Genomic DNA, 15,097 nt, shown 5'->3' with positions numbered 1-15,097 from the left:
ATGGACAAAAGCTCAACTCAAGAAAAAAGTTCGCCAATTGTAGTAGGATTGGATATCGGAACGACTAAAATATGCGCCATTGTTGGGCGCAGGAGCAAGAACGGGAAGATTGAGGTATTAGGAATTGGCAAGGCCGAGTCTGCGGGTGTTACCCGTGGTATGGTATCAAATATTGATAAAACAGTACAAGGGATCTCGCAGGCGGTTGATGTAGCCGGTGCGCAATCCAATGTAGATATTAAAGTTGTGTTTGTAGGTATAGCGGGCCAGCATATAAAAAGCCTGCAGCACCGCGGTTTGATAACCCGTCGCGACCTGCAATCAGAAATTGGTCGTAAGGATATTGATAAGCTCATTGAAGATATGTACAACCTGGTGATGCCTCCGGGCGAGGAGATCATCCATGTATTGCCGCAAGAGTTTACGGTAGATAACGAGCCGGGTATTAAAGACCCTATAGGTATGGCTGGTGTGCGTTTGGAAGCCAACTTCCACATCATATCCGGCCAGGTTACGGCTATCAAAAACATTGTAAAATGTGTTAACAAAGCCACCCTGGATAGCCAGGACCTGATCTTGGAGCCACTCGCTTCTTCCGAATCGGTATTGAGCGAAGAGGAAAAAGAAGCTGGTGTAGTACTGGTAGATATTGGTGGTGGTACTACCGACGTGGCCATATTCCACGAAGGTATTATCCGTCATACTGCCGTGATTCCATTTGGTGGTAACAGCGTGACCGAGGATATCCGAGAAGGTTGTTCGGTAATGCGTAACATAGCCGAGCAGTTAAAAGTAAGGTTTGGATCGGCATTGGCTGATGAAAATAAAGAGAACGAGATTGTTTGCGTACCGGGTTTACGTGGTCGCGAGCCAAAAGAGATCTCGGTGAAAAACCTGGCCTACGTAATACAGGCCCGTATGGAAGAAATTGTAGAGCATGTGTACTACGAGATCAAATCGTCAGGTTACGAGAAAAAACTGATAGCCGGTATTGTAATAACCGGTGGTGGTGCGCAACTGAAACACCTGCGTCAATTGGTAGAGTTTGTTACCGGTTTAGATTGCCGCGTTGGTTACCCAACAGAGCACCTGGCCAAAAACGAAGTGCTGCCTAAAAACATTTATGAGGAGCTGCAAAGCCCGACTTTTGCAACAGGTATTGGCTTGCTGATAAAAGGTATCCAAAAAACGGAATACATGACCGCGGCACCTGTAGCAGATACAAGAACAGAAAAACCAAAATACGAGCCCAAAAAGGAAGGTGGCTTGTTTGACAGGTTGCTGAAAAAAAGTATCACATTTATAAAAGATGATATAAATGATGAAGACTTTTTGAAGTAGTTTTTATGGTATCAAGTAATTAGTATCAAGTATCAAGACTTTTTAGGAAGTCGAATAAAAAAGAGCGGTCTTGATACTTGATACCAAAGTTTTACACATAAAGCAACTTTTCCACATTATTGACAATTGTGGAAAACCTTTGTGGAAAAAGTACTATTATTACGATGGTAAAATCTAAATATTGGTTGAATCACATATAGCTGAAAACGAAGATTATGCAGTTTGAGATGTTAAAAGAAAAATCGTCTATCATCAAAGTAATTGGTGTTGGCGGTGGCGGCGGTAACGCGGTGAACCATATGTACAGGCAGGGAATTACCGGTGTTGACTTTATAATTTGCAACACTGATGCCCAGGCGCTGGAGCTAAGTCCTATACCAAACAAGGTACAGTTGGGCGCTAGTCTTACTGAAGGAATGGGTGCCGGTTCAATACCCGAGGTGGGCAAAAACTCAGCTATTGAGAATATCGACGATATTAAGCAGATGCTGGGTGTAAATACCAAAATGTTGTTTATTACAGCAGGCATGGGTGGTGGTACAGGTACAGGCGCAAGCCCTATCATTGCCAAAGCGGCCCGCGAAATGGATATATTAACGGTAGGTATCATTACTACGCCGTTTTCATTTGAAGGTAAACGCCGTAAAATGCAGGCCGATGCCGGTTTGGAAGAATTGAAAAAATATGTCGACTCGTTCCTGGTAATATCAAACGATAGGTTACGCCAGATATTCGGCAACTTAACCATGAGCTCTGCTTTTGCACAGGCCGATAATATATTAACAACTGCCGCTAAAGGCATAGCCGAGATCATTACCTTACCGGGTTATATCAACGTTGACTTTAAGGATGTGCGCACCGTAATGAAAGACAGCGGTGTATCTATCATGGGTAGCTGTTCTGCCGAAGGCGAGAACCGGGCTTTAAAAGCGGTTGAAGGTGCTTTGGCATCGCCATTGCTAAAAGATAATGAGATTGAGGGTGCACGTTATATATTGCTTAACATCAGCTCTGGTATACATGAAGTAACCATGGACGAGGTAAGCATTATTACCGATTACATACAGGAAGAAGCAGGCTTAGCGGCCGACCTGATATGGGGTAATTGTGTGGACGATAACCTGGGCGACCAATTATCGGTTACCATTATCGCTACCGGTTTCCAAACCAAGGATGAGCGCGAAAAAGAGAACAGCAATAAAAAGATCATCTCGATGCTGGAGCCCGAAGTTAAACCTTTGGTAAAACCGGTGAATGAATTTATCAACCCGGTTAAAGCCACCGCTACTGCCGAGCCTTATATTAAACCAAAGGATGAGCCAAAACAAACCGGCTTGTTTGATATGTTTGCTGCCGGCCGTTCTGAAGAAAAAGAAGAGGTGGTAATGCGTTATAATCTGGACGAGGAAGAAGCCGAAGAAGATCACGAACCGGATACCGCGGGCTTTACTTTTAAAATGAGCGAACCTGAATCATACGCACCGGTTAGGGAAGAAAGAATGCCAGAGCCACCAGCTCCAACTCCGGAACCCGAGCCTGTAGTAGGTGCCGATGATCATAAAACAAATGAATCTATCGAAGAGCAGTTGAAAAAATCGCGCGAGCGTATCATGAGGCTGAAAGATCTGAGCATGAAACTGCGCAGCGGCAACATACAGGAACTGGAAAATGTACCTGCCTACAAACGTAAGGAAATAGCGCTGCAGGAAACCCCGCAATCTGACGAAAGCCAGATTTCCAGGTTCAGCCTGATGCCGGATAACGAAGGCAATACCGAAATCCGCAAAAACAACTCTTTCCTGCATGATAACGCTGATTAAAAAGTAGAATCAAGAAGTAAGAGTCAAGATACAAGACCACAATAATTAAAGACAGGAAAGCTATCAAAGAATAAATCTTAGATAACTTTCCTGTTCTTGTTTAAAATAATACGTTTTTTTCAAGTCTTGATTCCTGACTCTAATAGTCTTGACTCTATTACTTTAGTTATAACCTATTCTAAAAAGTTATAGCTATTGCTGCAAGCAGGATAAACGGCTATATTTGTATTTTAAAATACTATCTTCAAAAGCATACTATTTTGGATCTATTTGACAAAATAACAAAAAACTCTGGCGGCCCTATCGGTCAGCATCAAAAATGGTCGCACGGTTATTTTTCATTCCCTAAACTGGAAGGAGAGATTGGCCCGCATATGCAATTTAATGGCAAAGAACATTTGATCTGGAGCCTGAACAATTACCTGGGTTTAGCCAATCACCCCGAAGTAAGAGAAGCGGACGCGAAAGCGGCTGCTGATTACGGCATGGCTTACCCGATGGGTGCACGCATGATGTCTGGTAACTCTATCCATCACGAAGAGCTGGAAAATAACCTCGCTGCATTTGTTGGCAAACAAGCCGCTTTTTTATTGAACTACGGTTACCAGGGTATGGTATCCATTATAGATGCGCTGGTTGACAGGAATGACGTTATTGTTTATGACGCGGAATCGCACGCTTGTATCATTGATGGTGTGCGCCTGCACATGGGAAAACGTTTTGTTTATCAGCATAACGATGTGGAAAGCTGCGAAAAGCAACTGGAACGTGCTACACGTCTGGTGGAGCAAACCGGCGGAGGTATCCTGCTGATCACCGAAGGTGTTTTTGGTATGTCGGGAGTTCAGGGTAAGCTAAAAGAAATTGTTGAGCTTAAAAAGAAATTCGATTTTCGTTTACTGGTTGATGATGCGCATGGCTTTGGTACCATGGGTAAAAATGGTGGCGGTACCCACGAAGAGCAGGATTGTGTAGATGGTGTTGATGTATATTTCGGAACCTTTGCCAAATCGATGGCAGGTATCGGCGCGTTTGTAGCCGCCGATGAGCAGATCATCCATTTCCTGCGTTATAATATGCGCTCCCAAACATTTGCCAAAGCATTGCCAATGCCAATGGTTATAGGTTTGAAAAAGCGTTTTGAACTATTAAAATCAAAACCTGAGCTGCGCGAAAAACTATGGCTGATAGCTAATACGCTTCAAAAAGGTTTAAAAGAGCGTGGTTTTGATCTTGGTCAAAGCAATAGTATGGTTACCCCGGTATTTTTAAAGGGCGATCTTTATGAAGCCACCAGCTTAACCCGCGACTTGCGCGAAAACTATGGTATCTTCTGCTCTATCGTGATCTACCCGGTTATCCCTAAAGGATTAATTGTGTTGCGTATTATACCAACCGCTGTGCATTCTTTAGAGGATGTACAACGCACGCTTGACGCCTACAGCGAAATGGCCGAAAAACTAAAATCTGGTTATTACAAAGAGAACAAGCTGGAAATAGCTTAAGTTTTTTCTTGAAACATAAAAACAAACAAAGGCCACAAGAAACTGTGGCCTTTGTTTGTTAAAGCGCGTCATTGCGAGCGCAGCGTGGCAATCCCTAAAAAGAAGGTCCGCCTCATAAGTAGGGGATTGTCATGCTACACTGAATGACATGTCTTTGCTTGTTGCTTATCCGAATTTACTTATTTATCTATTCTTCCGAAGGCTCGATTGCCTGATAGTCAAATTCGTTTTTAATACTTCTTTGATATAGCTCCTACTTGGCCCAATCACTTGTTTTAAGAAAATATCAGCTGCGGCCACGCCAATTTCAAATGCTGGTTGGGCAACAGTTGTTAAGGGAGGATCTATAACCGTAGCAGTAGGATCATCGTTAAAACCAACAACCGCGATATCGTGAGGTATCTTGATACTCTTTTGCTTTAAGGTAAGCATTACCCCTATAGCCACCGGATCGCAGACTGCGAATATGGCATCGACGGAAACCTGATCGGTGAGTAACTTTTCTGTAGTGGTTATTCCCTGGGTTCTTTCAAAACCACATTCGTATATTAGTTCATCATTTACCGGGATGTGGTGTTTTCGTAGCGCATCTTTGTACCCCTGCAATCTGTTTTGTGCCAGTGCGATATTCAATGGCCCGGTAAAGTGGGCTATTCTTTTACAGCCCTGCTCAATCAGGTGTTCAACTATTTTAAAGGCGCCTTCATAATCATCAACCGATACGCTGTTGCTTTGAATGCCTGTAGGCAGCCTGTCAAAAAAGATCAAAGGGATGTTCTTATCCAGGAATTGCTGAAAGTGATCCATATTGACGGTTTCTTTTGAAACGGACACGATCAGTCCATCTACCTTCGCCGATAACAATGTTTTGGATACGATCACTTCTCTTTCGTACAACTCGTGCGATTGGCAAATGATCACCTTATACCCGGCTTTATAGGCTACATCCTCTATCCCGGCTATTACCGTCGAAAAAAAGTAATGGGATAGGATAGGGACAATCACCCCAATGGTTTTGGTTGATTTTTTAAATAAGCTGGATGCAATGGCGTTGGGCTGGTAATTGTATTTTTTGGCCAGTTCATGCACGGCTTTCGTAGTTTCGGCGCCAATAGAATGATGATTCTGGAGCGCCCGGGATACGGTGCTTTTAGAAACATTTAATTCATTGGCTATATCAATTAAAGTAATTTCTTTATTTAATTTATAACGATCCTCTATACTCATGCCTGCATTGTACGTATGTTGCGGAAAAGCATCTAATTTATCATTTATTCCCGCTATAAATAATCTTTCTGGTACACAATAAATTACAATAAAAATTCTTTTGTGAATTAATTTTATATATTTACACAACCGGTTGCGTAAATATATTATAAACCATCTATAAACTAAAGAAGAATGAGAAAAATTCAACTAATGGCAACTGCCTTAGGGGCTGGTTGCATGCTATTGCTATCGCAATGTACCAAAGATGTAAAGACCAATCCAGTAAGTAATGGAGGCAATGCTACGCAAAGTAACGGGAAACTGAGCACTATGTCGCTGTTATTTAATGGGGATGCCTCCCTTGGTTCAAGCAATGTGTGGAAGGATGTAAACATCGAAGGTTCGGGCGCGATGACAACCGTGAATGACGAGACTAATACACTTTGCTGGCAATTCACCAAACCGGAGGGCAGTCACCGCACCGAGGGTCACGGCGCCAAAAACTACCAGGCACAAATAGGCTCTGAGTTTTACATCGGGTGGACAGACAAACTATATATGCCTACCACATTAAAAACGGATGCCGTATTCCAGTGGAAATCATACCCTACCAGTAATACAGCCAACCATCCATTAATGCTGCGCACCAATAACGGCAACCTGGAGCTACAATACTTTGATATCAATCATGTGGCCAGTGTGCCATGGTCAATCCCACTTTCGGTGAGCACCTGGCAATCTTTTGTTTTACGTATCAAATTATCAGATAATGCCACCGATGGCTATATTGAATTGTGGTATAATGGGGTGAAACAAACATTTACCAATAATAGTCAGCGATACTATTGCCGTACTTTTGACAGCGATTACTGCGATCCGAAATGGGGCGTATATGGCGGTGATGCTTCACAGGCAACGCATATTGTTAAAAAGATACGTATCGGTACGAGTTATGCAGATGTAGCTCAATAAGATAGAAAAGAAGCCTTGGTTTACCGGGGCTTTCTTTTTTGTACCTATTTCTTTTGTCATCCTGAACGGAGTGAAGGATCTGCTAAACGACATGCATATCGACGAATAGATCCTTCACTCCGTTCAGGATGACAGATGAAGTGTTTCCCCTCCACAAAATATTTTATTGTTCAATTGCACGCACACATTTTATTGCCATATTTGTTATCAAACTGATTTTAACAAATTATCCATTAATAAAGGTGCACATGCAAGAATTAGACCCCTCCGTACTACAAAAAGTAAATACATGGCTTCAAGGCAGCTACGATGCTGATGTTAAACAACAGATACAAAAATTACTGGATGATAAGGCATATACAGAATTAACAGACTCGTTTTACAAAGACCTGGAATTTGGAACAGGTGGTCTTCGCGGCATCATGGGCCCGGGCTCAAACCGCGTTAATAAGTACACCATTGGTACCGCTACTCAAGGTTTAGCCAACTATCTTAAAAAGACTTACCCCGGCGAAAAAATTAAAGTAGCCATCGCGCATGACAGTCGTAACAATGCCGATCTTCTGGCATCTACAACGGCCGAGGTTTTTTCGGCAAATGGAATCCACGTATATTATTTTGAAGCGCTGCGCCCAACGCCAGAGCTATCCTTTGCAGTACGTCACCTGGGTTGCAAAAGTGGGGTAATGCTTACCGCATCGCACAATCCAAAAGAATATAATGGTTATAAAGCCTACGGCGATGACGGCGGCCAACTGGTTGCCCCGCATGATAAAGCTGTAATGGACGAAGTAGCAGCTATAAAAAGTATTGATGAGGTTAAATTTAACCGTGTTGAAGAAAATATAGAAACGATAGGTAAAGACATAGACGACTTATACCTGGCCGAAATTGTTAAGCTTTCTGTATCGCCAGAGGCGATTAAAAGGCAGAAAGATCTTAAGATCGTGTACTCGCCCATTCACGGAACAGGTATCACCTTAACACCCAAAGCTCTTGAGCTTTTTGGGTTTGAGAATGTGATACTGGTTGATGAACAAACCACGCCCGATGGTAATTTTCCAACGGTAGTATATCCAAACCCCGAAGAAAAAGAAGCATTAACGCTGGCTCTGAAAAAGGCACGGGAAACCGATGCCGACCTGGTATTGGCCACTGATCCGGATGCCGACCGTGTAGGTATCGCCGTAAAAAATGATCAGAACGAATTTATACTGCTTAACGGTAATCAAACCGGTAGCTTGCTCATCAATTACCTGTTGACCGCATGGCAGGATAAAGGCAAACTTACCGGTAAGGAGTACATCGTTAAAACCATCGTAACTTCCAACCTTATCGAGGCGATAGCCAAAGCCAAAAACGTTACCTATTATAATACGCTTACCGGCTTTAAATATATTGGCGAGCTGATGACCCAACTGCAGGGCAAGCAAACCTTCATTGGTGGCGGCGAAGAAAGCTACGGCTACCTGGTAGGTGAGCTGGTACGCGATAAGGATGCTATTGTATCCAGCGCGTTTATTGCCGAAATGACTGCTTATTATAAAGATAAGGGCAGTAGCTTGTTTGAGGCGCTTATTGATACGTATGTACAGTATGGTTTCTATAAAGAAAAGCTGATCTCGATCACCAAAAAAGGTAAAACTGGTGCCGAAGAGATCGTGGCGATGATGGATAAATTCAGGAATAACCCGCCGGCTACCTTGGGGGGCTCAAAGGTGATCACGCTGAAAGATTACGAAAAAGGAATCGAAACCGATTTGAACAATAATACCACCAAAGCACTGGAATTGCCAAAATCAGATGTGCTACAGTTCATCACCGAAGACGGAAGCATCATCTCTGCCCGTCCTTCAGGCACCGAGCCTAAGATCAAATTCTATTGCAGCGTAAACGGCAAGCTGGCCAGCAAAGCCGCTTATCATGAAACGGATCATCAATTGGAAGCAAAGATTGATACCATTATGAAGGACTTGGGAGTTTAAGTACTCTTTGAATAAAGTATATCCAAACAACAAGAGGCGCCTTAGGCGCCTTTTGTTGTTTAATAAATACACGCGTCATTGCGAGCGCAGCGTGGCAATCCCCAATAAGCAGAGCCGCTCTGTAAGTAGGGGATTGCCACGCTGCGCTCGCAATGACGTGGTGGCGAAATACCCCCTTGCTAAAACCTTTTAAAATAAAATCCCAATGTCTTTCGGATAATCAAAGGCTTTTATATTTTTACAGTTACCATTAAAAAATCTTTATGCTCACCAGAAGACATTTTATCAAACTGAACGGCGTGGCCGCCGCGGGTATTACCCTGGGTGTTACACCGTCATTATTTGCCAGCACTTTGCCTGCTTTTGAAAGTAAACGACCTAAACTGGCCGATCGTAAATTTACCAGTAAGGCGGTTGAGGCCATTATTCAAAAGGTGAAAAAAGATATTAAAGATCCGGAACTGGCCTGGCTGTTTGAAAACTGCTATCCCAATACTCTGGATACTACGGTAAACTATTCCGAAGCCGGTGGCAAGCCTGATACATTTGTGATTACCGGCGATATTAACGCCATGTGGATGCGCGATTCATCCGCTCAGGTTTGGCCGTATCTGCCACTCATCAAAAATGATCCGGCGCTGCAAAAGCTGATATTGGGTGTATTGAGCCGTCAGGCTAAGTGTGTGCAGATAGACCCTTATGCCAATGCCTTTAACCAGGGCCCAACCGGCAGCGAGTGGGATACCGACAATACCGATATGAAACCCGAACTGCATGAGCGCAAATGGGAGATCGATTCGCTTTGCTATCCTGTAAGGCTGGCTTATAACTACTGGAAGATCAGCGGCGACAGCAGCTTTTTTGATGAAAGCTGGCAAAAAGCAGGTAAGATCATCCTGAAAACTTTTAAGGAGCAGCAGCGTAAAGAGAGTAAAGGTCCTTATCATTTTCAACGGAAAACCGAAGTAGCCAGTGATACCGCGCCCAACAGGGGCTACGGTAACCCGGTTAAGCCTGTAGGATTGATCTGTTCTATCTTCCGTCCTTCAGATGATGCCACCATTTATCCATTCCTGATCCCGTCAAATTATTTCGCGGTTACCAGCTTAAATCAAATGGCCGAAATGTATGCCACTATTGGTAATGATAGCGGAACATCCTCTGCTTGCCGTGCCTTGGCCACCGAAGTGGAGGCTGCGCTTAAAAAGTACGCGGTGGCCCAACACCCGGAGTATGGCAAAATATTAGCTTTTGAGGTTGATGGCTACGGTAACCAGTTATTTATGGACGACTCCAACGTGCCCAGTTTGCTGGCATTGCCTTACCTCGATTCATTGCCAGTTAACGATCTGTTGTACCAGAACACCCGGAAATTTGTGCTGAGCGAAAATAACCCTTACTTTTTTAAAGGCAAGGTAGCCGAAGGTATTGGTGGCCCGCACGTAGGCATTGGTTATATATGGCCTATGGCTATTATTATGCGGGGCTTAACGTCTACACATAAAGACGAGATCACCGAATGCCTACGATTATTAAAGACCACTCATGCCGGTACCGGCTTTATGCATGAGTCGTTCAATAAAGATAATGCCGATGATTTTACCCGTAAATGGTTTGCCTGGGCCAATACCTTATTTGGCGAATTGATCATCAAAACACATCAACATTATCCGGATATATTGCAGAAAATCATTTAATACGATTTTTAATATATGGATGGTATTAAAATACGAGTTTTGTTAACTAAAATCATATAAAATATTATTATTTAAAGTTATTTTGTATTTAATATGTTTTATTAATAAAATATTATAGAATATATTTTATTAATGTTTGTTTTTAATATAATATATAGCTGCTTAAATATTCATTAAGCCTTTAAAATGTGGAAAAAAACCACTTTTAAGGCAGTATTTTTCTGCCTTAAAAATTTTTAATTAAAAAAAAACATTATAGATTAGCTTTAGTTAAAACAATAAACCTCAATAATTTTAAAAGGAGTAATTAAATGAAAAAATTTACTGAAGTAAAAGAGCTTGTAGCTTCATTGGAGGCCGACGCCGACAAATTCTACAACAAAGGAAACAGCGCTGCCGGAACACGTGTTCGTAAAGGTATGCAAGATCTTAAAAACCTGGCACAGGCTATCCGTCTGGAAGTACAGGAAGCTAAAAATAAAGAAGCTAAGTAAGGTTTTTCTTATTCCAATAAAAAACCCGGTTATCCAATAACCGGGTTTTTTTATTCAACATATTTTATTTTAGGAAAGCCTGGCTGTTTCCAGTTTAATAGCATCAGCTGTTTTGCTGCTTACCGGTACAAGTGGTAATCTTAAAGTTTCACCACAAACCCCTAAATGTTTCAGCGCGTTTTTGGCACCGGCGGGGTTACCTTCCACAAACATAAGCCGGGTAAACTCAACCAGGCTGGCATTTATTTTTTGCGCGGCTTTGTAATCATTATTCAGCAATAGGCCTATCATGGCTGATAATGGTTTTGGCAAGGCGTTACCAATAACAGATATCACGCCCACAGCTCCCATCGCCATCATCGGCAGGGTAACCGGATCATCGCCCGATATTACTAAAAACTCTTCCGGCTTATCGCGCATCAACTGGTTAAACAGATCGAAATTGCCCGATGCTTCTTTAATACCAATGATATTTTTAAAATCGCGGGCCAGGCGCACGGTTGTTTCCGCAGCAATGGTGCTGCCGGTGCGGCTGGGTACGTTATATAAAATTACCGGTAGTGGTGCTGCCTGCGCTATGGCTTTATAGTGCTGGTATATACCCTCCTGGGTAGGTTTGTTATAATGCGGGCTTGATGATAGTATGGCATCGTAGCCAGTAACATTAAACTCTTTGATCTGCTCCACTACCTCATGAGTATTATTGCCACCTATACCGGCAACCAAATTTACGCGCTTCTTGACAACCTCCGCGGTAAATGCCCAAACCTGCTTTCGCTCGGCGGCATTCAATGTGGCACTTTCGCCGGTTGTACCTAATGATACCAGGTATTGCACCCCGCCATCAATCAAATGTTCAATAAGGTTTCTCAAACCCTCGTAGTCAACTTGACCATCCGCCTGAAAAGGGGTCACCATGGCTACCCCTGTTCCGTAAAATATATTCATGAGTAAAATTAAAGGACGCTAATATAGTGATTAGTGGTGAGTAGTGAGTAGTGATTGGTGAGTTTTGAGTAATGAAAAATATGCCTACGTGATTTAAACCATGTTTTTACACATTTTATCTATTCAGATTGTCATCTCGAACGAACGAAGACAACCGACCAGAGGGAGCTCATTAATACCAAAAAACAAACACATCATTAATAATCTCATTTAAGTTTGTCATCCTGAGCGTAGCGAAGGATCTATTCTTCGCGTTGTATAGCGTATACCCGCTCTTGGCCGCGGGAGGGCCAGTTACTTTGTAGCCACAAAGTAACCAAAAGGCTTTCACCAGAAATGCTTCTTTGCCGCACTTGGCCTTTGCCCTGCAAATCAGACAGAACCAGGGCTGCAATTATTTTGCGCTACTGCGTTCGCACACTCTTGCGCTTCAGCAAAAACTTGCTATGCCCCGCAGCCGCACAGTCTACCATTGTTCTGCCCGCTTTCGCCCGAAGCTGTTCTGCTGACAGGAAAAGAAAAAATGATAAAAATAAAAGCCTGGTAAAACCGGGCCTTTATTTTTTCTCACACTCACACTCACTAAAAAGAAACCCCCAGTCTTACTGCCGAATTGGTATTGCTGCCGCTGTTGAATGATTTGCCGTACATCAGCCTGATATTTAAATATTGCAGACCGAAACCCAGTTCGGTATAATTTTTAAGGGTAGGGGTGTACAGATAATTTACGTCGACAATTTCTTGCAGCTTTAACTTGCGGATGATCGGTATCTTATTGGTGATAAAACCCATGAAATTGTGTTCCAGGTGACCTTCGGCATATTTATCAGGTGTGCTGAAATTATAATAATCCAGCAGCAGGAACCGGTTGATGCCCGGGGTATAGACTAATAACTGGTTGCCGTCAAAGTGTTTATAATCGGGGAAGTATAATTTATTGGCGTTCAGAAATTTGCCCGCGCCTATAAAAAAGGAGGTTTTGCCGTAAAAGCCCATATCGATGTTTGATTTGGATATATCGGCACTCAGCAGGGCATAATCTACATCAGATCCCAGTACGTTTTTTATCCCCTTGGTATAATTTATCCCGATGGTAGGATATTTTGATGGCAGGTACCTGCGACCTGATGGGTAAGTTTCATACTGATCGCTAAAATTATAGCTGGTACGCAAAGCTATTTTGAACGATTGGTTCTCCGGGAACAAGGGACTATCCTGCGCCGGGCTTAACGGGTTATTGGAGGTAAACTGGTGATTTTGCGGACTAAAAAAGCTGTAGGTAGTGCTGTTAGTCAGTGATTTACGGTTGGCCCATTCTACCGTTGCGCTGGCCAGCCATCCACCCACAACACGACCGGAAAAGGAAGCCGATGCAAATTGTTTTTGATAAAGCTTCTGGTAGTTTTGCCGCTCAAACAAGGTATACAAAGAGTTAACCAGGGTAGAAACCGGTTGCTGGTTGTTGAGGTCGGTAATGTCAGATCCGCCGCGGATGCCTAATGTGAATCGTTGGCCTATGGGTATAGCCGCGCCTGCGGTACCGTTGAGTAAATGATTGGAAAAGCCGTAACGCACATGCCCGTCCAGCGCAAGCGAACGGTGATTAAGCGTATCGATCACTTTGGTGTAGGATAAGCCGTAGTTGATAGCAAAACCTTCTACGGTATTGTAAAGCGCCGAACCCAATAATCCATCATAATGGAAAGTTTCTTTTTTATAACGGTTGCGTACATCAACACCGGTAACCAATACACCCAGGGGTTTTACCTCATTATTGGCTTTATCCAACGAATCGAGATATTGTTTCGACTCGCGTTTGCGGGCGAGTTTGCCCTTGTTGATATAGTCGATTTGTTCTTCACCGGTGAGTGGGATGGGGCGCTGCTGGTTCCAATAGGTCGAATCTTTGTTGGTGCCTTTATCAATGTGCAAAACCTCGGCAAAGTTGGTTTTCGCAAAATTTGGTTCCAGATCATAATTCTTATATATCGAAATATAATATCCGCCCACACGGAAACCCAACAAGCCGCCGGTGAATTCAAACTTAACACTGGCAGGCATCCATGCGGTATTATTAACGGGATAAAATTGCTGGTTCACCTTAAGGGTATCAACCAGATTGATATTGGCCTTTTTGGTGATGAACAACTGCAGGGCCGATAATCGCCAGCTATCATCCAGTATATAAATGTAGCCTTCAAAACAAGGGTCATGCGCGCGCTTGGGGGTTACCTGTATTTTATTGATGGTTTCGCCGTTCTCAACAGTGAGGCCCATCCATTTATAGTTATAATAGAACAGGGCATTGTCGGCAATAGGCGATACCAGCGGGCGGTTGCTCAGGCCGTCCCAGGTTTCGAAATTCTCATAAAAATTAACCGCCATATCTGATGCCCGGTTAAAACTGAATGCCCTGTTTTGGCCCGATACTTTGGAGGATACCTGCACTTCATGTACCTTGTTGGGGCGTACAAAACTGTATTTTGATTCGGATTCGGACAGATAAACAATCCCCGTACGGTTGGAGTCGAGACCAGCCTCGTTGGTGGCTTTTTGTACATCAAAGCCCAGGAACTTTTTGGGTGCGGCTAATAGCTTTTGCAGGCCTTTGATATAAATATCACAAGTGTAGGCTTTAACCTCGTTTAAATAAGTTTTGCGTTTTTTGATGGCCTTGCGGATAATAGCATAGGCAGGATCTTCGCTGCCGGCATGAATGGCTACCGATTTAAGCTGGTAAGTTTCGGTTGGGAGCGAGATGTTGATCACCTGGTTAGCAGTAAGGTTTACCTTGCGACTTTGCTGTCCATAGCCAACCGCTTTGTATTGTAGTTCGTAATTGCCTGCGCTTAGTTGCAGCTGATACACGCCCTCGCTATTGGCCGAGGTGCCTTTAGAAGTATTTTTGATATAAATGGATGCGAAAGGAACTGGTTTGTTTTGCTCATCGGTTATTTTACCACTGATGGTAAGTTGCTGGGCAAATACAGGAATCCCCGATATAAAAAGCAAGATAGATAGTAATGTAAATTTCATGTAGTAAGGTAGTTTGTACTAAGATGAAGCTTAATTACTAAATGTTACAACACAGTTTTGTTAAATAATGTGAAATCTAAAAAATAAAAA

Annotated in this window: 10 protein-coding genes; 7 read left to right on the top strand and 3 right to left on the bottom strand. The window is 43.0% G+C overall.

All coding sequences use genetic code 11. The features are described from left to right. From ftsA to FHW89_RS18360, 3 genes are all read left to right on the top strand, one after another. Window positions 1-1,341, top strand: a complete 1,341-nt coding sequence (gene ftsA / locus FHW89_RS18370) for a cell division protein FtsA (protein WP_172336497.1) — start codon at window positions 1-3, stop codon at window positions 1,339-1,341. A 215-nt stretch (window positions 1,342-1,556) separates the two neighbouring features. Continuing rightward, window positions 1,557-3,161 (top strand): cell division protein FtsZ, encoded by a 1,605-nt coding sequence (ftsZ, locus tag FHW89_RS18365; protein WP_172336496.1) that lies wholly within the window; start codon window positions 1,557-1,559, stop codon window positions 3,159-3,161. A gap of 260 nt (window positions 3,162-3,421) precedes the next feature. Beyond that, entirely contained in the window at window positions 3,422-4,666 is a 1,245-nt protein-coding gene (locus FHW89_RS18360) for an aminotransferase class I/II-fold pyridoxal phosphate-dependent enzyme (protein ID WP_172336495.1), read from the top strand. 183 nt (window positions 4,667-4,849) lie between these two features. On the opposite strand, the gene FHW89_RS18355 is transcribed toward FHW89_RS18360, so the two are convergent. After that, window positions 4,850-5,893, bottom strand: coding sequence for a LacI family DNA-binding transcriptional regulator (locus FHW89_RS18355; protein ID WP_172336494.1), 1,044 nt, complete (start codon window positions 5,891-5,893; stop codon window positions 4,850-4,852). 174 nt (window positions 5,894-6,067) lie between these two features. On the opposite strand from FHW89_RS18355, the gene FHW89_RS18350 reads away from it, so the two are divergent. The 4 genes from FHW89_RS18350 to FHW89_RS18335 all read left to right on the top strand — a co-directional run bounded on the left by FHW89_RS18350 (window position 6,068) and on the right by FHW89_RS18335 (window position 11,023). Beyond that, window positions 6,068-6,847, top strand: coding sequence for a heparin lyase I family protein (locus tag FHW89_RS18350; RefSeq protein WP_172336493.1), 780 nt, complete (start codon window positions 6,068-6,070; stop codon window positions 6,845-6,847). A gap of 248 nt (window positions 6,848-7,095) precedes the next feature. Then, a complete protein-coding gene (locus FHW89_RS18345) occupies window positions 7,096-8,832 on the top strand; it encodes a phospho-sugar mutase (protein WP_172336492.1) in 1,737 nt (578 codons plus the stop codon). Between the two features lie 263 nt (window positions 8,833-9,095). Next, window positions 9,096-10,529 carry a glycoside hydrolase family 125 protein gene (locus tag FHW89_RS18340; RefSeq protein ID WP_172336491.1) on the top strand — a complete coding sequence of 478 codons (1,434 nt, stop codon included), beginning with the start codon at window positions 9,096-9,098 and terminating at the stop codon, window positions 10,527-10,529. 311 nt (window positions 10,530-10,840) lie between these two features. After that, entirely contained in the window at window positions 10,841-11,023 is a 183-nt protein-coding gene (locus FHW89_RS18335; RefSeq protein ID WP_172336490.1) for a histone H1, read from the top strand. Between the two features lie 69 nt (window positions 11,024-11,092). Here the strand turns inward: FHW89_RS18335 and dapA are convergent, their stop codons facing one another. Both dapA and FHW89_RS18325 read right to left on the bottom strand, forming a co-directional pair. Then, window positions 11,093-11,971: a 4-hydroxy-tetrahydrodipicolinate synthase gene (gene dapA, locus FHW89_RS18330; RefSeq protein WP_172336489.1), complete on the bottom strand. Its 879-nt coding sequence runs from the start codon at window positions 11,969-11,971 to the stop codon at window positions 11,093-11,095. Between the two features lie 582 nt (window positions 11,972-12,553). Continuing rightward, the gene (locus tag FHW89_RS18325) at window positions 12,554-15,007 is read right to left on the bottom strand and encodes a DUF5686 and carboxypeptidase regulatory-like domain-containing protein (RefSeq protein ID WP_172336488.1); all 2,454 of its coding nucleotides are present in this window, start codon (window positions 15,005-15,007) and stop codon (window positions 12,554-12,556) included. Between the last annotated feature and the right edge of the window lie 90 nt (window positions 15,008-15,097).

The organism is Mucilaginibacter sp. SG564 (assembly GCF_013149275.1).
Taxonomy (GTDB): Bacteria; Bacteroidota; Bacteroidia; order Sphingobacteriales; family Sphingobacteriaceae; genus Mucilaginibacter.
This window is presented reverse-complemented; position numbering and strand designations above follow the sequence as displayed.